This window comes from Sphingobacterium sp. UBA5996 (genome assembly GCF_002429765.1).
In the GTDB taxonomy this organism is placed as follows: domain Bacteria; phylum Bacteroidota; class Bacteroidia; order Sphingobacteriales; family Sphingobacteriaceae; genus Sphingobacterium.
Map to the genome: position 1 here is coordinate 26,518 of NZ_DJAS01000017.1, position 18,575 is coordinate 45,092.

An 18,575-nucleotide genomic window follows, 5' to 3' on the forward strand; every position below is an offset into this window, starting at 1 on the left:
AAAACACACTCATGAAGAGAAAAATAAATGTATTTAAGATGCTGCCTGTCGGCCTACTGTTGGGTATACTGTTCACCGCGCTAGGGGGGCGGGCTGCTCCTCCCGAATTGATTACAGTAGATCAACAGGGAAAGGGTGATTTTACAAGTATACAAGCTGCAATAAATTCAGTTCGTGCTTTTCGCGGTGAACAGGCCGTTCGGATTTGGATCAGGAAAGGAATTTATCATGAAAAAATAGTGATCCCAACGTATATCGAAAATATTGAGCTTATAGGTGAGGATGCTATCCATACCAAGATTGTTTTTAATGATTATGCGGGTAAGCAGGTTGACTGTCCAGATGAGCGAGGGGATCTTACGCTTGGGACATTCAGTAGTTATACCTTATTGGTTCGTGGGAGTAGGGTGCTCATCAAGGATTTAACGATCGAAAATGCAGCTGGTCCAGTGGGGCAGGCGGTGGCACTTCATCTGGAAGGTGACCAGATAGCATTGGTCAACTGCCGTCTTTTGGGTTTTCAGGATACTTTATATCTGGGTAAAAGCGGTGCAAGGAGCTATTTTTTCGATTGCAGTATCAGCGGAACAACAGATTTTATTTTCGGGCCGGGCATTGCATTTTTTCAGCAATGCCGGATTCTATCCCTGCGAAATTCGTATGTCACAGCTGCTGCTACACCTCAGGGGCAAAAGTACGGTTATGTCTTTGAGCAGTGTGATTTTGTCGCTGCAGATGCAGCTGTCGATAAAGTATTTCTCGGCAGACCATGGCGTCCCTACGCCAATACGGTGTTGGTAGATTGTACTTTGGGAGCTCATATTGTTCCTGAAGGGTGGAATGAATGGAAGGGGGATAGCTTGTTTCCAGATAAGCATAAAACCGTGTTTTACGCCGAATTGGGATCGAAAGGAGCCGGGGCATTGAATCTTTCCAAGCGTGTGGAATGGTCACATCAGCTTCCGGAAAAAAAACGGGATATATATAAGCTGGATCGTGTACTGGGCGATTGGAACGTTAAAAAGATGATCACGCCGTAGCTGTTGCACCAAAAAGGCGGTCGGTGTGATAAAGCAAAAAAGCGGATTTTCTAGCTAGAAAATCCGCTTTTTTGCTTTGTGCTCCCACCTGGGCTCGAACCAGGGACCAAAAGATTATGAGTCTTCTACTCTAACCGACTGAGCTATAGGAGCAGGTCTGTAATTTTGTCAATTTAAACAGCTGTTGTGCACTTTTGACGATGCAATTATCGATATTTGTATCGATATTTCAAAATAATTCGATGGAAAAAATTAAAAATATTGTTCTTGATTATGGGAATGTGATCTTTATGATCGACTTTGTGAAATTGAAAGATGCTTTTACTCAGTTAGGTATAGGGAATGTAGATGCTGTATTTGGACATCATGGTCAAAGTGCACTTTTTGATAATTTTGATAAAGGAAAAATTGATTCGGCTCAATTTCGGGATGGAATAAGAGAATTGACCCAAAATTCGGCATTGGCGGACGACGAGATAGACGCTGCCTGGAATAGCCTGCTGATTGGTGTGCCACAAGGTAATCATGAAATTTTACTTCAGTTGAAAGACCGATATCGGACCTTCTTATTAAGCAATAACAATGCTATTCACTATGCCTATTGTATGAATGATATCCAGCAGAAATATGGCGTTGCAGACAATGAAGTTTTTTTTGAAAAGACCTATTACTCTCATTTGGTGGGAATGCGTAAACCTGATGCGGAGATTTTTGAGTTGGTTATGACAGAACAACAATTGGACCCTGCAGAAACTTTGTTCATCGATGATAGTCCGCAGCACTTGGCAACAGCTAATCAGTTGGGATGGCATACGGCATTGTGTACCAAAGAGAAACCCCTGCAAATTTTACTGGAAGAATTCAAATTGATATAAAAAAATAATTTTGTTTCCCTTTTTAAAAATAATAGCTTACCTTTGTCCCACTTTAAATTTAAAAGCGGCGAAAGGAGGTATATATAACGCATGATTATCGTAAATGTAAAAGAAGGAGAATCTTTAGATAGAGCATTGAAACGTTTCAAAAAGAAATTCGAAAAAACTGGAGTTTTAAGAGAGTTGCGTTCACGTCAAGCTTACGAAAAGAGATCTGTAACTCGTCGCATTCAAGTGAAAAAAGCGATTTACAAACAATCTTTGAATCAAGATCTAGCTAACTAGTTGATTCGTTGATAATTTCAAAATATAAAGGGAAAAGCAATGCTTTTCCCTTTTTTTTGTGCTTTTAAGTTTGTAATTTAAGCCATATAGCAAGGGAAAAATGTTGGAAAAGGAGTTTATTCGGTTTTTGCAAATTGAAAAAAGATATTCAGAACACACAGTTGTCGCTTATAAGCATGAGCTGGATCTGTTTCATTCTTTTTTGGGTCGGGAAGGACTGATGGTGCAGGATATCGTGTACCGTGATTTGCGGCATTATTTTGCGCAAATGGTGGAATCTGGAAAGAATGCCAGCTCCGTAAACCGAAGCATGTCTGCATTGCGAACATATTTTAAATTTTTGCAACGTGAGGAATGTATTGCCAAAAATCCCATGACACTTATCAAAGCGTTAAAAACTCCTAAAAAATTACCGGTAGTTGTCGAAAAGGAAAAATTGGTGCGCTTATTGGATCAGATGGAGCAGGAGCAGGATGGATTTGAATCCTGCCGTGATTATATGGTGATGGAATTATTGTTTGGTACAGGCATCCGATTAGCGGAATTGTTGAAAATTAAAGAACAGGATATTGATTTTTTTAATAAAAACATTCTTATATTAGGTAAAAGGAACAAAGAACGCCTCGTTCCGATCAATAATCTTTTATTGAAAGAATTGAAAAACTATTTACAACAAAAAGCGACACAATTTGTTGATACTAATAATAGCTTACTGATCGTTACTAAAGAGGGGAAGCCGGCATACGCCAAGCTGATCTACGATATCGTACATCGGCAGTTGACACTGATTTCCACACAAGGTAAGCGAAGTCCTCATATTTTGAGGCATACGTTCGCAACAGCCCTATTGGATAATGGGGCAGATTTAAATGCAATTAAAGAGCTGCTGGGGCATGCAGGACTTGCGGCAACACAAGTATACACGCATAACTCAGCAGAACGATTGAAGTCAATTTATAAACAAGCTCATCCAAAAGCTTAAAAAAAGGAGGAAAAATGAACATTACTGTGCAATCTATTCGATTTACTGCTGATCAAAAGCTAATCGATTTTATTAAAAAGAAAACAGGAAAATTGGAGCAGTTTTTGGATTCCATTATTGGTGGCGAATGCTATCTGCGATTGGAAAATGTCGATGATGAGGCAAACAAAATTTCGGAAATTAAATTGAATATCCCAGGAAGTCAGCTATTTGCAAAGGGGCAGGCAAAAAGTTTTGAAGAGGCAACAGATATTGCCGTGGAATCTCTTCGTAGACAGATAAATAAGCATAAAACAAAAACAAAAAATACCGTAATTAATAGTCGTAATGACGTTCTTGTAGTGGAGGAAGAAGAGGAAGAAGAATACGATTAAAAACGATAAAATAAAGTTATTCATGTAAGAGGTCAGTATCAACTGGCCTCTTTTTTTATGGATAATGAAGGATTAAAAGGCTTATTTATATTAAATCAAAATAATCTACAGTTTTACTTGGATTGATTATAAATAATATTTATTTTTGATCGATTTAAATGATAAGCGAAATAAAAATGTCAGAATTGGTTTGTCCGTTAGCACAGGTGGAGGAAGTTTTTTCAACTACAACAGGTAAAGTCTATCAATGTAGCCGCAAAAATTGTTTCTGGTTGGAATATAATAAGGAGACTACTTCTTTCTCGGTATCTGATTTTTTAATGTTCAAAAAACGTATAGATGCCATTGATGTCGAACATATGCTTCATGACACTACCCGTTCGTCGGATTTCGAAATCATCATGCCCTTCCGTACGGAAAGATGCTTCATCTTAGCGGTAGAAGATGTGCTTCAGTTACGTGAATTATTAGACGGAGCTAAATTTATGATCGAGCTGAATAGCGTAATCAGAACGTGTCTTCAGGTTTCGCCATTTGCAGTTTTTGCGTAGTCAATACATCAGACGAATCGTATTAAGTCAATTTTTATTTTAAACAAGCAGTTCATACTGCTGTCCTTTCTCTTTTGTTGCCATAGACTATTTTCAACAATAATGTCTCCAATCGTTTTAATTGATCGCTTATCGAAAGTATTGATGAGCCGTATTTGTAATTGTATTGATTCTAAACAAGTTGTGCTCGCCTGGCCTAATTTAGACTGAATTCGTATTACATATTCTTGATACAAATTTTAAAGTTCTGCTGTATCTTTGTGATACAATCAGGTGAGGATGTGTTTCACCTGTGCATGTTTTAGAATTTAAACTTAAGGTAAATATGAAAGATTTATTGAAATTAAAATCTTCTTTGAAAGAAGAGATCGAAAATATATTGAATGCGCAAATTAAAGTTGAAGCTCACTCTTCTGCATTATATTTGGCTATGTCATCTTGGTGTGATGATCAAGGTTTGGAAAACGCTTCAGAATTTTTTGCAAAGCAATCCAACGAAGAGCGTGAACACATGTTGAAGCTTTTCAATTATATCAACAATCGTGGTGGACGTGCAATTTCTCCGGAGGTGATCGGTATTCCTCAAGATTTTGAGTCGTTCCGTGGCGTGTTTGAACAAACACTGGAGCAGGAAATGTTTGTTACTGAACAATTCAATAACATCGCTGATAGATGTGCGAAAGAAAAAGATTATGTTACTTTTAATTTTGTTCAATGGTTCTTGGCAGAGCAGGTGGAAGAAGAGTATGTAGCAAGACGCATTCTTGAATTATTCGATGTAATCGGTGAAGAAGGTACTGGCCGTTGGGAAATTGACAAACACCTTCTTAAAGTTAGTTTTCCAGGTGAATAGTAATTTTTAAAAATAGGTATAAAAAAGCGAGCTGTTTATCCGACAGCTCGTTTTTTTATATACAAAATCACAACTTTTTACGTTAATAGCTTAAGAATTCTTATATTGAATTGTATTATCGCAAAGTCTGTTTGATGGAACTAAGGGACGGGAATATTATCCGGTTAGTACTTTTTTTAGCTATAACGAACTTGTTTTTTTTACCTAAAAGCGCCTTAGGGCAGGTGTCAAAAAAAGAGGTGTATGGTATTGTTGTAGATACAGCAGGAAAACCGTTAAACGGTGTGAGTGTCCATCTGACAAGCTCTCGCGATACCTTGTTCTCATCAACGTCCAATACAGGTTATTTTCATTTCAGCCGTGTGCAAGGTAATGATATTCGTATCAGTTGTAGTCAGCTGGGCCTAAGTATATTGGAACGTAGCTATCCCTTGTACAATAGTACAACAGCGACATTGGATGTCGGAAAATTAACGATGTTCCCCCATGTATCCCTGCTGAAAGAGGTTGTTGTACTGAAATATAAACCTATCGTCTATAAGCAGGATACCGTTCAATTTAATCTGGATGCCTTCCAATTCGATCACCGCGCGCTGTTGGAGGAGGCTCTCAAAGCGTTGCCAAATGTTCAGGTTTCAAGGGATGGTTCTGTCTATGCCTTTGGCAAACCTATATCCTCCGTTAAGGTCGATGGAAAAAAATTCTTTGGCGGCGATGTGCTCACAGCAACACGCAATCTACCCGCAGATTTTGTAAAAAGTGTTCAGGTGATCGATTTCTATGGGGATGAGGCTACAGCAAAAGGAATTAAAAGTGCTGAATCTGAAAAGATCCTCAATATCGTCCTCAAAGATGATAAGAAGAAAATTACTTTTGGACAGGCCACATTGGGCGGTGGTTCGGCCGATCGTTATCTGGGTAGTGCTGGGCTGAACCGCTTTAATGATGGAAGAGAATATTCTATTATCACATCAGTAAACAATACCAACACAAACCTCTTTTCTTTTGGTTCCCCCAATGGTGGAGAGCGGGAGCGGGAAATGGGCGAACTTGCCGACTTTGCAGACCCTACAGATGGACTGAATAAAATCGGATCCGTAGGAGGCAGTTTTTCCAGTCCGCTTTCTAAAAATGTGACCGCCAGTGGTAAATATTCTTTTACGCAGCGGAATAATTACATCCAGGGAAATTCTTTGTTGCAGTCCATATACGGATATGGGAAAGGGGGGAATAATTTGATCAGCAATTCTGAAAACTACAGCATAAAATCGATTGATCGTACACACAAAATGGACTGGGACTTTGATATCAAGCTGTCTCCAAAAGATCAGCTTAAAATATCGCCCAAATTATCTTATACCAATGCTACAAGCAATTCGTTGAAAGATAGGAGGATACAAAATAATTTATTGAGTAGTACGGGTAACTATGATGCGGGCAGTAGCACGGAAAGTCCGGCGGCAGCTTTAGATCTTTTTTATGTCAGAAGTTTTACCAAACCGGGGCGGAAAGTGCTTTATACGTTGCATACTGACTTTAATTCGTTGGATAAAGACGAGGAAGTCCGCGACTTTAATAAAGCAATCGATAGTAGCTCAAATTTGCCCAGAATAACGGAGACGTATCTCAATCAAGGCGTCCGTTCCAGCAGTGAAAATAAAAATATCCAAAGTCGCCTGTCCCTGGTCGAACCCGTTGATTTAGGAGGGACTTTGGAAATCAATTACGATTTTGACTATACCAAGATTGATGCTAGACGTTCCACTTTTGACAACAACTTTGACAATGGACCTCTCTTGGTGGATTCGCTGAGTTTGAAGTACGACTATGCTTTTGCAAGCAATAAAGTCGGTATGGTTTATCGGCAAGATCTGAGTGACAAAGTGAAAGTGAGTTTCGGCTTTGCGGTTCAGCCTTCGGAACTGACAGGAAGTTCAACAGACAAGCTGATAAAAACCTCCTATTCCAATGTGAACCTTGTACCTTCTGCCGGACTGAAATGGAAATTCAGCAAAGAGGAGGACCTTTCGATGGATTATTATGGGCGTAATAATCAACCTAGTTTCTATCAAATACAACCTGTGGTGGACAATACCAACACACAAAATATTGTGGTCGGAAATAAAGATCTAAAATCGGAATTTGCACATAGTTTTGTTTCAAAATACCGGAAATCAATTACACGCAGTGGTCAGTACTTAGAAGCTAGTCTTGCTCTTAATCTGGTGAATGATAAGATTGTTGCCAACCGTACAATTGATCCCAATTCGACCATACAAAAAACGACCTATCGCAACACAGAAGGATATTATGATGTTAAGAGTTATTACCTGTTTACAGCCTCGTTGTTGTCCGATAACCTGCAGATGAGCTTGAACGGAAATGCCGATTATTATAACAATATCTCGTATGTAAACGATAAGAAGAGCTTTGGTGGACACTTCTTGTTTACTCAAGCGATTCAGTTTCGCTATACCTGGAGTGATATCTTCGAAGCCGAATTAAATGGTAACTATTCCTTGAACAGGGCGACATTTGATTGGCCTGTGCAAGATAATATCACCGTGCATTCGGGTATTGTTGGACTGGGATCTAAAGCATATTTGGGTACACATTTTACGATGGGACTTGAGCTTTCTCAAAAGTTTAACGCAGGATATTCAAGCTCGTGGAACAATATTAGCCCGACGATAATCAATGCGTATATGGAATATACTTTTGGACGGAATAACCTCGGTATGCTGCGTTTTCAGGGATTCGATTTAATGAACCAGAATACCGGGATTTCGCGTGTCGTCTTAGGAAATGACATTTTGGATGTCCGTAATAATCGACTGGCGCGTTATTTTATGCTTTCCCTTAATATAAGATTACAAAAATACCCTAAAAAATCATGATGAAAGCTGTTATTATTACTGCACCCGGTGGGCCGGAAGTTTTGCAAGTTAGCGATGAGGAAATGCCGCAGCCCGGACAATACGAAGTTTTAGTGGAAGTAAAAGCGGCAGGAGTCAATAGACCTGATGTGTTCCAACGTAAAGGGAGTTATCCTGCGCCAGCCGGAGTAAATCCTCGGATACCTGGCTTGGAGATTGCTGGTATTGTCGTTGAGAAAGGAAAGGATGTCACCGACTGGAATATCGGCGATCGCGTCTGTGCACTCGTAGCGGGCGGAGGCTATGCCACCTATGCCAAAGTCTATCAAGGGCATTGTTTGCCTATTCCAGATCATCTGGACTTTGCCGAGGCAGCCTCACTTCCAGAAACCGTTTTTACGGTATGGGACGATGTTTTCCGACGGGGGAAATTGCAGACAGGTGAGCACTTTTTGGTACATGGTGGTGCTGGTGGGATTGGTAGTACAGCAATTCAGCTCGCGTCCTTGTTTGGTGCGGAAGTATATACGACAGTCAGCTCACCCGAGAAAGCCAGTTTTTGCGCATCATTGGGAGCCGTCAAAACTATAAATTATAAAACAGAAGATTTCGAGCAGCTGCTCGAGGGGCTGGGCGTGGATGTTATTTTAGACAGCATTGGTGGCTCATATTTTGAGAAAAATATCCGTCTCTTGAACCCCGATGGCCGACTGGTGTATATTAACGCGATGGAAAACGCAAAAGTTGAATTGAATTTGCTGCAATTGATGCAAAAACGCATCCTTTTAACCGGAAGTACACTGCGTTCGCGAGACCGCGAATTTAAGCAAATACTACGTGACGAGATCTGGTCTCAGGTATGGCCCAAGCTCAGTGCTGGACATTTTAAACCCTCTATATACCAAGTGCTTCCTTTTGCTATGGCCCCTGAGGCTCATAGGCTGATGGAAGACTCAAGCTTATTGGGTAAGATCGTCTTAAGCTTTTGATCGCTGAAAGTTGAGGGGAGTAGTGCCGGTTACGGTTTTGAAGTACTTGTGAAAGCTGGAGAAGTTTTGAAAACCGGCTTCAAAACAGATTTGCTTCACCGTCTGTTTGTTTTCTATTAATAAATTGCAGGCTGTCTTCACGCGCATTTCGATCAGAAATTGAAAGAGTGTTTTTCCGGTCTGTGACTTGAAAAAGCGACAGAATGAATTTGGTGTCATACCCGTTAGCGAAGCAAGGTCATGCAGCCGTATTTGGTCGCGGTAATTTTCACCTATAAAGTGCATCGCAACCTGCATACGGTTGGCATCCTGATCTTGCAGTTGGATGGTAAAAGTGGCGCTGGTCAATAAATCATGTTTTTCTTCGGCCGAAATGCACGTTAAGATCTCCAGTAAATGAATAATACGTGGTGTGCCGGTTGTCGTCAAAATAGCATCAATTAATTGCATAGTTTTTAATCGGCTATGCGCTGCTAATGAAATGCCTCTCTTGGATACGCGAATAAGCTCTTTGATGGCTTTATTTTCAGGTAAATTGATAAAATCATTTCCCCAGAAGTTCTCTTTGAAATGAAGTACACGGATATCTGCGCATTCTGCTTTTTCCTGCTGCAGATAAATGGCATCAAACAGCCAGTAATGAGGTAAATTTGAACCCACCAGTGTGATGTCGCCCGATTCAAAACGCCTAACGCTATCGCCAATAAATTGAGTACCCGAGCCTTTAGCAAAATAAATCAATTCCAGTTCTTCGTGATAATGCCAAAGGTTGTGGTATTGCGGGGTATTGTCTCTTCTGGCATTGAATGAATGCTCAGGGTTACTGTTTAAATGAAGCAGCTGTGCTTTCATAATTGTGAAATATATGCTGTAAAGTTACCAATTTGAGTTTGGCTATGGTAATATAGCTTAATAATTTGATAATATACTTGAATGTTGTCTAGGATTTTTAAGCTTATTTTACATAAATAACTACTTATAACCATTTGAAAGATATGACGAATAAAAAGAGTTACACATTTGCCTTGATTTTGGTGACATCCTTATTCTTTTTTTGGGGATTTATTCATAACCTAGATCCAATCTTAATTCCGCATTTGAGAAATGCGTTTAGTTTAACGCACTTTCAAGCTTCATTGGTCGATTCTGCCGTATTCATCGCTTATTTTGTGATGGCCATTCCTGCAGGTATTATTATGAAACGATACGGCTATAAAGCTGGCATTTTGATCGGATTGATCTTTTTTGCGATTGGCTGTTTTCTTTTTGTACCTGCTGCCAACACGATCAGTTATGTTTTCTTTTTAGGAGCCTTATTTGTTGTGGCCTGTGGTCTTACGATTCTGGAAACCGCTGCCAATCCTTACGTTGCTATATTGGGGGATCCGGCTTCATCGGCGCAGCGACTTAATTTTGCACAGTCCTTTAACGGTCTGGCAGCCTTTGTGGCTCCGATCTTTGGTGGGAAATTTATTTTATCTCATGAGCCTAAATCGCAGGAGGAACTGGCACAATTGGCTGAACAGGCAAAAATGGCTTATATCCAGTCCGAAACAGCTTCTGTAAAATTGCCTTATGTGGTATTGGGTATATTGATTTTATTGATCGCAGCCTTGTTTTTCTTTACAAAATTGCCTGATATCAAAGATGCGGAAGAAGAAGGTAAGGCAGGTTTTTTTCATGCTTTTCGTCACACAAATGTTCGATGGGCAGTGGTGGCTCAGTTCTTTTATGTCGGAGCCCAGGTTTGTGTTTTAAGTTTTCTGGTATTGTTTGCTACGGAAGTTGCCGGCATATCGGGTAAAGAGGGGGCTGACTACGCCGGATTTGCCGGACTGGCTTTTATGCTAGGACGATTTATAGGTACATTTTTTATGCGTTTTGTATCCGCTTCCAAACTGCTGATTATTTATTCCTTTATCGCCATCCTTTTATCCCTATTCGTCATCTTCGGATCAGGCATTCAAACCTTATATGCGCTAATTGGTATCGCTTTCTTTATGTCAATTATGTTCCCAACGATTTTTGCGTTTGGTGTACAGGGGATCGGAGCAGATACGAAGTCGGCTTCCAGTCTGATCGTCATGTCAATTGTGGGCGGTGCTTTGTTACCTCCAATTTTGGGTTTTATCTCTGATAAAACAGGAAATTTCCAATATGGTTATTTTGTGCCTTTGGTTTGTTTTATTGTTGTTCTGTTGTTTGCCTTTCAAAATAGAAGGGTCAGTATTGTGGAAACTGAAAGTCTAAAATCACATTAAATTAGTTAAAATGAAAAGATATGTTATGGCATTGGATCTCGTGAATGATCCGCAATTGATCCGGGAGTATGAGGATTATCACCGTGAGGTATGGCCAGAAATAAAACGTTCTATTCTGGATGCCGGCGTTCTGCAGATGGAAATCTATCGTTTTGAAAATAGATTGTTTATGAATATGGAAGTGGGCGACGATTTTTCATTTGAGCGAAAAGCAGCTATGGATGAAGCCAATGAAAAGGTGCAGGAATGGGAGCAGCTGATGTGGAAATATCAGGCTGCAATTCCGGGGACAAAGCCAGGGGAGAAATGGGTAATGATGACTAAAATTTTTGAATTAGTATAATGATGGCTATACAGCGCTATTTACAGATCCATCCAATGGATAATGTCCTCGTCGCTTTACAAGACTTGGACGAGGGAACAACGATTGTTTTTAATGGTAAAGAATTTCCATTAAAGCAAGCTGTTGCTGCCAAACATAAATTTACCATCCAGCCCATGGAGCAAGATGCTGAAGTATTGATGTACGGAGTGTTAGTTGGAAAATTGAATACCCCTTTAACTGCAGGTGAACTTATTACCACTGAAAACTTGCGTCATGCTTCGGAAGATTTTAGAATGGGTAACCGGAAGACTTCTTGGACAAAACCTGATGTTTCGGCCTTTAAGGATAAAACTTTTAATGGTTTTTACCGTTCCAATGGTACTGTGGGGACGGCAAATTACTGGTTGGTTATTCCGTTAGTGTTCTGTGAAAACAGGAATGTAATGACTTTAAAAACTGCTTTTGAGGAGAAACTCGGCTATAAAGTAAAAGCAAATAATTATGTTTCCGAGGTAGAGGATTTGATTGAGCGCTATAAGTCTGGTGTGGATATTAACGACATTCTTAACCACGAGCTACTGGCGAATTCGAGTGGGGGAGAGCACGACCGTCTGTTCAAAAATGTTGACGGAATCAAGTTTTTAAATCACGAGATGGGATGCGGTGGAACGCGTATGGATTCGGATGCGCTATGTGGCCTTTTGGCTGGCTATATCACGCATCCAAATGTGGCAGGGGCAACCGTGTTGAGTTTAGGATGTCAGCATGCGCAGGCGTCAATTTTGAAGGCGGAGATCGAAAAACGAAGTCCTGGTTTCGATCGGCCTTTATATATTTTCGAGCAGCAGAAAGAGGGAACCGAAAGGGAACTTATGCAAAAGGCGATCAAAGCAACTTTTGCAGGGATGATGCAAGCCGATCAAAATGAACGCAGACCTGCTCCGCTGGACAAATTGTGTATCGGCTTGGAATGCGGCGGCTCAGATGGCTTTTCGGGCATCTCTGCCAATCCAGCACTAGGTTTTGTGTCGGATATTTTGGTGACTTTAGGCGGTTCTGTGATTTTGGCGGAATTTCCAGAGTTATGTGGTGTAGAACAAGAGTTGAGTGATCGTTGTATCGATGAGCCTACAGCAGATCGTTTTATGTCGTTGATGCGTATATATAATGCAAAAGCCGAAGCGGACGGCTCAGGTTTCTATATGAATCCTTCGCCAGGCAATATCCGTGACGGTTTGATAACTGATGCCATTAAGTCTGCCGGAGCTGCAAAAAAAGGAGGAACATCACCTGTTATGGCGGTGGTCGATTATCCTGAACTCGCTAACCGCCCGGGATTAAACCTATTATGTACTCCTGGTAATGATGTAGAAAGTACCACTGCAGAGGTGGCAGCTGGCGCCAATATTGTCCTGTTTACAACAGGGCTGGGTACACCGACAGGAAACCCAATCGCTCCAGTAGTAAAGCTTTCGACCAATACTAAGACTTTTGAGAAAATGCCGGATATACTGGATCTAAACTGTGGTACGATCATCGAAGGAACAGAAACTATTGAGGAAGCCGCACACCGCATTTTGGATTATGTGATTGAAGTTGCTTCTGGCAGAATACAGCCAAAGGCCGTGTTGTTGGGGCAAGATGATTTCATCCCTTGGCGTCGAGGTGTTTCTTTGTAGCGATAAAATACCACAGGGCTTGCGCGGAAGCACCTGATGTTGGGAAAAATCGGTAAAGGAAGTACTTGCCGATAAATGAAAAAGTCAGGTGAAAAAGTACATGCCTTTATTGGAAAGTAAAACGATTGAATAGTCATAAAAAGAAAAGTCAACGCGAGAAATTTGCTGCATCGACAGATTAAGGAAATTTGGGGTTGACGCTAATAAGTAAATAGAAAATGGGAAAATTAGAACAAAAAGTAGCTGTTATCACAGGGGGTGGTAGTGGGATAGGCCGTGCGATCAGTTTGCAATTTGCTGCAGAAGGAGCAAAAGTTCATATTTTGGATTTAAATGAAGACGGGGGCAAGGCTGTAGTTACCGAGATCTTGGCTTCGGGAGGACAAGCTGTGCTTCATCGGTGCAATGTGACTGATCAGCAAGAAATTACTTCTATAGCACAAAATATCGGAAAAATTGATATTTTAGTAAATAATGCTGGCATTGCTCATGTTGGTAATTTAGAAAATTGTCAATCAGAAGATTTTGACCGTGTTTTTAACGTGAATGTCAAAGGCGCTTATAATGCATTGTCTGCTGTGGTGCCTTTGATGAAAGCGCAAGGTTCAGGAGCAATCCTTAATCTCGCTTCAATTGCTGCATGGGTGGGTATCACCGACCGTTTCGCGTATTCGATGAGCAAGGGCGCTATCCATGCGATGTCGATGTCTGTTGCTCGAGATTACATGGCCTATGGGATTCGTTGCAATAGTATTTCGCCAGCGCGTGTACATACACCGTTTGTGGATGGATTTATTGCAAAAAATTATCCAGGCAAAGAGGACGAGATGTTTGAAAAGTTATCGGCAAGCCAGCCAATAGGCCGTATGGCACAACCGGAAGAAATTGCGAAATTAGCCCTTTTCTTGTGCAGTGATGATGCAGCCTTTATTACCGGAAATGACTACCCGATTGATGGTGGTTTTATTAAATTGAATAATTAATAAGCTAAAAATAAATATCTATTATCTCAATACTATAAACATGAAATTAATACGTTTTGGAGCTCAAGGCAAAGAGAATATCGGTGTTCAGATCGATGGCGTAAATTACGATGTAAGCGCATTTGGTGGTGACTATGATGAACAATTCTTTGCAGAGAATGGTATAGCCCGTTTAGAAGAATTTGTAAAAGCAAATGATGGTAAGTTAATTGAAGTTCCCCAGAGCGAACGTATAGGAGCACCATTTGCCCGCCCATCCAAAATTGTTTGTATTGGATTAAATTATTTAGATCATGCCAAGGAAACAAATGCTCCTATTCCGGCCGAACCAATCATCTTCATGAAATCGACCACATCGTTGATTGGTCCATATGACGACGTAATGATTCCAAAAGACTCATTAAAGACCGATTGGGAAGTCGAATTTTGTATTGTCATAGGTAAGAAAGCATCGTATGTAGAAGAAGGTGAAGCGTTGGACTATGTAGCCGGTTATGTATTGCACAACGATGTTTCTGAGCGTGAATATCAGCTGGAACGCGGTGGTACATGGGATAAAGGAAAAGGATGTGATACTTTTGCACCTATGGGACCTTTTATGGCGACAAAAGAGGAGATCAAAGATATCAACAACGTACGTCTATGGTTAAAGGTAAACGGAAAAACCTATCAAGATGGAAATACGAAGGATCTGATCTTTTCGGTAGCACATGTTGTATCGTATGTGTCTAAATTTATGACCCTGTTGCCTGGCGACGTTATATCAACCGGCACACCTGCGGGAGTAGGTTTAGGGTTTAATCCCCCTATTTATTTGAAGCCTGGCGATGTGATCGAATTAGGAGCCGATGGTCTTGGTGAATCCCGTCAGACTGTTGTCGCCTATTCAAAAAACTAATTGCTCACAAGTTTTCTTTTCATTATGCGTATAGATACCCATCAGCATTTCTGGAAATTCGATCCAATTAGATATAGTTGGATTACAGAAGAAATGCAAGTTATAAAACGTGATTTTACCCCTTTAGATATTCAGTTCTTGCTGGAGCGGAATGGATTTGGAGGAAGTATTGCTGTTCAGGCGCAAGAATCTGACGAGGAAACCGCTTATTTGGTTCAATTGGCACACGAGTACTCTTTTATAAAAGGGGTTGTGGGCTGGATAGATCTTCAGGCTCAAGATATCCGCCAACAATTGGACGCGTATCAGTCGACTGCAATCATCAAAGGATTTCGTCATGTTGTTGAAGGGGAAGCGGATCCCGATTTTCTCATTCGTCCGGCAGTTTTAAATGGGCTGAAAGCTTTGGCGGACTACGGTTACACATATGATCTGCTTATTCGCCCACGTCATTACGCGTCAACGCTGGCTTGTGTAAGACAAAATCCAGAACTTCAGTTTGTGTTGGATCATATTGCAAAGCCTCCCATCAAATCAAAGGAATTTGATGAGTGGGCAGTATTTATTGATGCACTTGCCGCTTTTCCGAATGTGGTATGCAAAGTTTCGGGACTAGCTACAGAGGCCGATTGGGAGGGGTGGAAGCTGGATGATTTCAAACAATATGTGGAACACATATTTTTATGTTTTGGGAAGAAACGTATCATGTACGGGTCAGATTGGCCGGTATGCCTCCTAGCGGCATCTTACGAAGAGAGTATTGCCATCGTCGAAAATAAATTAGGGCAATTTACAACTGCAGAAAAGAATGCCTTTTGGGCAGAGAACGCTATACGGGTGTATAATCTTTAAAAAAGAAAAGCTTCAGCATGTTATGAAAACAAAAAATAGCATGTTGAAGCTTTTGTTGGTCATGAAGCTAGATAATAGGCATAATGACTTTAATATAAATTAATCAATAACCAGTGAAACATGTTCATTGTTGTTAACCACAATCAATGAAACAAACCATTCAATAAAAGTATTATGGATCTTCATTTAAAAGATAAAGTTATTATTGTTACCGGTGGAGCAAAAGGCATCGGACGCGCAGTAGTCCATGCTTTGGCTAAAGAACAGGCTATTCCGGTCATTGTTGGCCGTAAACAGGCCGATAATGAAAAAGTAAAGGCAGAAATCCAACAGTTTGGTATTGAGGCACTCTGTATTGAAGCAGAGTTGTCTAGGCCCGAAGATTGTGAAAGAGCGGTCCAAAAGACATTGGAAGTATACGGTCGCATTGATGGTTTGGTGAACAATGCCGGACAGAATGACGGTGTTGGACTAGCTTCTGGAAATTACGAGAAATTTGTTGCTTCTCTACACAAAAACTTAATTCACTATTACCTAATGGCCCATCATGCTTTGGATGCATTGAAAGCATCGAAAGGCAGTATCGTGAATATTTCTTCCAAAACTGGCGAAACAGGGCAGGGGAATACCTCAGCTTATGCGGCATCTAATGGCGGACGTAATGCGCTTACACGGGAATGGGCCGTAGAATTGTTGCCTTATTCGATTCGTGTAAATGCTATTATCGTAGCAGAATGCGCAACACCCCAATACGATACCTGGATCCAAACTTTAGCAAATCCAGAAGAGACATTGAAAAAAATAACGGATCGCATTCCGTTAGGGCATCGGATGACAACAGCTGCGGAAATTGCCGATACAACAGTCTTTCTGCTTTCCGATAAGTCAAGCCATACAACAGGACAGTTGATTCATGTCGATGGTGGATATGTGCATCTAGACCGTTCGATTATCGCTGAATCGTAGTAAACAGCGATTGGATGTTGGAAATTGGACTTTAGCATAAGTGAGACTTTCGTTCAATTTCCAAAATTTATGCAGTAGTGTATTATTAAAACAAAAAAAGCCTGTTCATTTGAACAGGCTTTTTTTGTGGTGCCACCTGGGTTCGAACCAGGGACACAAGGATTTTCAGTCCTTTGCTCTACCAGCTGAGCTATGGCACCAGTTGACCTTTTATTTAAATCTGTGATCATCAGATTGAAGCGTGGTGCCACCTGGGTTCGAACCAGGGACACAAGGATTTTCAGTCCTTTGCTCTACCAGCTGAGCTATGGCACCGCTTTTTGCTATGGGTTTGTTCCCCTATTGCGATGCAAATATAGTCTGATAATTTGAATTCTAAAACTTTTATGCAGATTATTTTCGTACTTTTTTCGAACATGTTGATTTTGATTGAGATAAAATTACAAGAAACTAACATACAGAAAAAGGAATAAGCTGTATCTTTGCACTTCAATAAATAGAGATGAGTAAAAGAGGAAGAGTTTTAGTTGCAATGAGTGGGGGGGTAGATAGCTCCGTTGCTTCTGTTATGCTCCACGAACAAGGATATGAGGTTATCGGTATCACGATGAAGACGTGGGATTATGCATCCGCAGGTGGTTCGTCTAAAGAGACCGGATGTTGTAGCCTTGATAGTATCAATGACGCTCGTACATTAGCCGTAAACTATGGTTTCCCGCATTATATATTGGATATACGCGATGAGTTTGGGGACTTTGTAATTGATAATTTTGTTGAAGAATATATTGCTGGTCGCACGCCGAACCCATGTGTATTGTGTAATACCCATATCAAGTGGGAGGCTTTAATGAAACGTGCCGACAAATTGGACTGTGAATTTATCGCTACAGGACACTACGCAAATATTCGCATGCACGACAATGGCCGCTATGTGATCTCCAAAGGTAAGGATGAGAATAAAGATCAATCCTACGTTTTATGGGGCGTTTCACAAGAAAACCTTGCGCGGACGCAGTTCCCTTTAGGATCTTTCACGAAAAAAGAGATTCGCCAAATGGCCTTAGATATGGGACAAAAGGAACTGGCCAATAAGTCAGAGAGTTATGAAATCTGTTTCGTTCCCGACAACGATTACCGTGCGTTTCTGAGACACAAAGTACCTACCTTGGATCAACAGATCGGTCCTGGTAATTTTATTCTTTCTGATGGTACTGTAGTCGGCAAACATATTGGTTACCCTTATTTCACCATCGGTCAACGTAAAGGCTTAGGTATTGCTTTGGGTAAACCCATGTTTGTGATTGAGATCCTTCCGGAAAGTAATACGGTGGTCTTGGGTGAAGAACATGAACTTGAAAAGTCACACGCTTACGTTCGTAATGTAAACTTTGTCAAATATGCAGGACTGGATCAACCGATGGAAGCTATCTCAAAAGTGCGTTATAAAGATTCAGGTGCTTTGTCGACCATTTCGCAAGAAGATGATAAAGTCCGTATCGACTTTGTGCATAATGTAAAAGGTATTGCTCCAGGGCAATCTGCCGTTTTCTATGAAGGGAATGATCTACTCGGTGGTGGTTTCTTAATGAAATAACAGGCATCCGTACGAGATTCAGAAGAAGAGTTTTAATCCCTATGCTGTAGATACAGTATAGGGATTTTTTATTCATTCTATATACTATCCATTTAAATTTACTATAGAGTAGACGAGTTTGATCGACCTATTTAATAGCAATTTTTAGCTTTACACCTTAAGGTTAAAAGTTAATATAATTATTACCTGTTT

The 18,575-nt window shown here is 40.6% G+C and carries 18 protein-coding genes and 3 tRNA genes; 17 read left to right on the forward strand and 4 right to left on the reverse strand.

Features of this window, described 5'->3' with window-relative positions:
* The first annotated feature begins 11 nt into the window (after nt 1-11).
* On the forward strand, nt 12-1,040 hold the full coding sequence (locus tag B3E00_RS13055) for a pectinesterase family protein (protein WP_293938777.1): 1,029 nt from the start codon (nt 12-14) through the stop codon (nt 1,038-1,040).
* Nucleotides 1,041-1,119: 79 nt separating this feature from the next.
* Here B3E00_RS13055 and B3E00_RS13060 read toward each other — a convergent pair.
* A tRNA-Ile gene (locus tag B3E00_RS13060) sits at nt 1,120-1,193 on the reverse strand.
* Between the two features lie 89 nt (nt 1,194-1,282).
* Between B3E00_RS13060 and B3E00_RS13065 the strand changes: the two genes are divergently transcribed.
* From B3E00_RS13065 to B3E00_RS13100, 8 genes are all read left to right on the forward strand, one after another.
* Nucleotides 1,283-1,915 (forward strand): HAD family hydrolase, encoded by a 633-nt coding sequence (locus B3E00_RS13065; RefSeq protein ID WP_293882961.1) that lies wholly within the window; start codon nt 1,283-1,285, stop codon nt 1,913-1,915.
* 90 nt (nt 1,916-2,005) lie between these two features.
* Complete coding sequence (gene rpsU, locus B3E00_RS13070; RefSeq protein ID WP_209577848.1) at nt 2,006-2,200, forward strand: 30S ribosomal protein S21; 195 nt, start codon at nt 2,006-2,008, stop codon at nt 2,198-2,200.
* A gap of 100 nt (nt 2,201-2,300) precedes the next feature.
* Complete coding sequence (locus tag B3E00_RS13075) at nt 2,301-3,182, forward strand: tyrosine-type recombinase/integrase (protein ID WP_293938778.1); 882 nt, start codon at nt 2,301-2,303, stop codon at nt 3,180-3,182.
* A gap of 14 nt (nt 3,183-3,196) precedes the next feature.
* A complete protein-coding gene (gene hpf / locus B3E00_RS13080) occupies nt 3,197-3,556 on the forward strand; it encodes a ribosome hibernation-promoting factor, HPF/YfiA family (RefSeq protein WP_209577850.1) in 360 nt (119 codons plus the stop codon).
* A 176-nt stretch (nt 3,557-3,732) separates the two neighbouring features.
* On the forward strand, nt 3,733-4,107 hold the full coding sequence (locus tag B3E00_RS13085; RefSeq protein WP_209577851.1) for a DUF6686 family protein: 375 nt from the start codon (nt 3,733-3,735) through the stop codon (nt 4,105-4,107).
* A 325-nt stretch (nt 4,108-4,432) separates the two neighbouring features.
* On the forward strand, nt 4,433-4,960 hold the full coding sequence (locus B3E00_RS13090; RefSeq protein ID WP_209577852.1) for a ferritin: 528 nt from the start codon (nt 4,433-4,435) through the stop codon (nt 4,958-4,960).
* 224 nt (nt 4,961-5,184) lie between these two features.
* A complete protein-coding gene (locus B3E00_RS13095) occupies nt 5,185-7,857 on the forward strand; it encodes a TonB-dependent receptor (RefSeq protein ID WP_293938780.1) in 2,673 nt (890 codons plus the stop codon).
* Entirely contained in the window at nt 7,854-8,825 is a 972-nt protein-coding gene (locus B3E00_RS13100; protein ID WP_349681464.1) for an NAD(P)H-quinone oxidoreductase, read from the forward strand. Before B3E00_RS13095 ends, B3E00_RS13100 begins: the two co-directional genes overlap by 4 nt.
* Here B3E00_RS13100 and B3E00_RS13105 read toward each other — a convergent pair.
* Entirely contained in the window at nt 8,814-9,677 is an 864-nt protein-coding gene (locus B3E00_RS13105; RefSeq protein ID WP_293938782.1) for an AraC family transcriptional regulator, read from the reverse strand. The genes B3E00_RS13100 and B3E00_RS13105 overlap by 12 nt on opposite strands.
* 143 nt (nt 9,678-9,820) lie before the next feature.
* On the opposite strand from B3E00_RS13105, the gene fucP reads away from it, so the two are divergent.
* The 7 genes from fucP to B3E00_RS13140 all read left to right on the forward strand — a co-directional run bounded on the left by fucP (nt 9,821) and on the right by B3E00_RS13140 (nt 16,789).
* Entirely contained in the window at nt 9,821-11,086 is a 1,266-nt protein-coding gene (fucP, locus tag B3E00_RS13110; protein ID WP_209577855.1) for an L-fucose:H+ symporter permease, read from the forward strand.
* A 10-nt stretch (nt 11,087-11,096) separates the two neighbouring features.
* Nucleotides 11,097-11,429, forward strand: coding sequence for an L-rhamnose mutarotase (locus B3E00_RS13115; RefSeq protein ID WP_209577856.1), 333 nt, complete (start codon nt 11,097-11,099; stop codon nt 11,427-11,429).
* The gene (locus B3E00_RS13120) at nt 11,429-13,090 is read left to right on the forward strand and encodes a UxaA family hydrolase (protein ID WP_293938783.1); all 1,662 of its coding nucleotides are present in this window, start codon (nt 11,429-11,431) and stop codon (nt 13,088-13,090) included. The genes B3E00_RS13115 and B3E00_RS13120 overlap by 1 nt, the downstream gene beginning before the upstream one ends.
* A gap of 218 nt (nt 13,091-13,308) precedes the next feature.
* On the forward strand, nt 13,309-14,073 hold the full coding sequence (locus B3E00_RS13125; RefSeq protein WP_209577858.1) for an SDR family NAD(P)-dependent oxidoreductase: 765 nt from the start codon (nt 13,309-13,311) through the stop codon (nt 14,071-14,073).
* 40 nt (nt 14,074-14,113) lie between these two features.
* On the forward strand, nt 14,114-14,971 hold the full coding sequence (locus tag B3E00_RS13130) for a fumarylacetoacetate hydrolase family protein (protein WP_209577859.1): 858 nt from the start codon (nt 14,114-14,116) through the stop codon (nt 14,969-14,971).
* A 24-nt stretch (nt 14,972-14,995) separates the two neighbouring features.
* The gene (locus B3E00_RS13135) at nt 14,996-15,823 is read left to right on the forward strand and encodes an amidohydrolase family protein (RefSeq protein ID WP_209577860.1); all 828 of its coding nucleotides are present in this window, start codon (nt 14,996-14,998) and stop codon (nt 15,821-15,823) included.
* A gap of 174 nt (nt 15,824-15,997) precedes the next feature.
* Nucleotides 15,998-16,789 (forward strand): SDR family oxidoreductase, encoded by a 792-nt coding sequence (locus B3E00_RS13140; RefSeq protein WP_209577861.1) that lies wholly within the window; start codon nt 15,998-16,000, stop codon nt 16,787-16,789.
* Between the two features lie 127 nt (nt 16,790-16,916).
* Here B3E00_RS13140 and B3E00_RS13145 read toward each other — a convergent pair.
* Both B3E00_RS13145 and B3E00_RS13150 read right to left on the reverse strand, forming a co-directional pair.
* Nucleotides 16,917-16,989, reverse strand: a tRNA-Phe gene (locus B3E00_RS13145).
* Between the two features lie 42 nt (nt 16,990-17,031).
* Nucleotides 17,032-17,104, reverse strand: a tRNA-Phe gene (locus B3E00_RS13150).
* A 187-nt stretch (nt 17,105-17,291) separates the two neighbouring features.
* On the opposite strand from B3E00_RS13150, the gene mnmA reads away from it, so the two are divergent.
* Nucleotides 17,292-18,383, forward strand: coding sequence for a tRNA 2-thiouridine(34) synthase MnmA (mnmA, locus tag B3E00_RS13155; protein WP_209577862.1), 1,092 nt, complete (start codon nt 17,292-17,294; stop codon nt 18,381-18,383).
* Nucleotides 18,384-18,575: the final 192 nt, after the last annotated feature.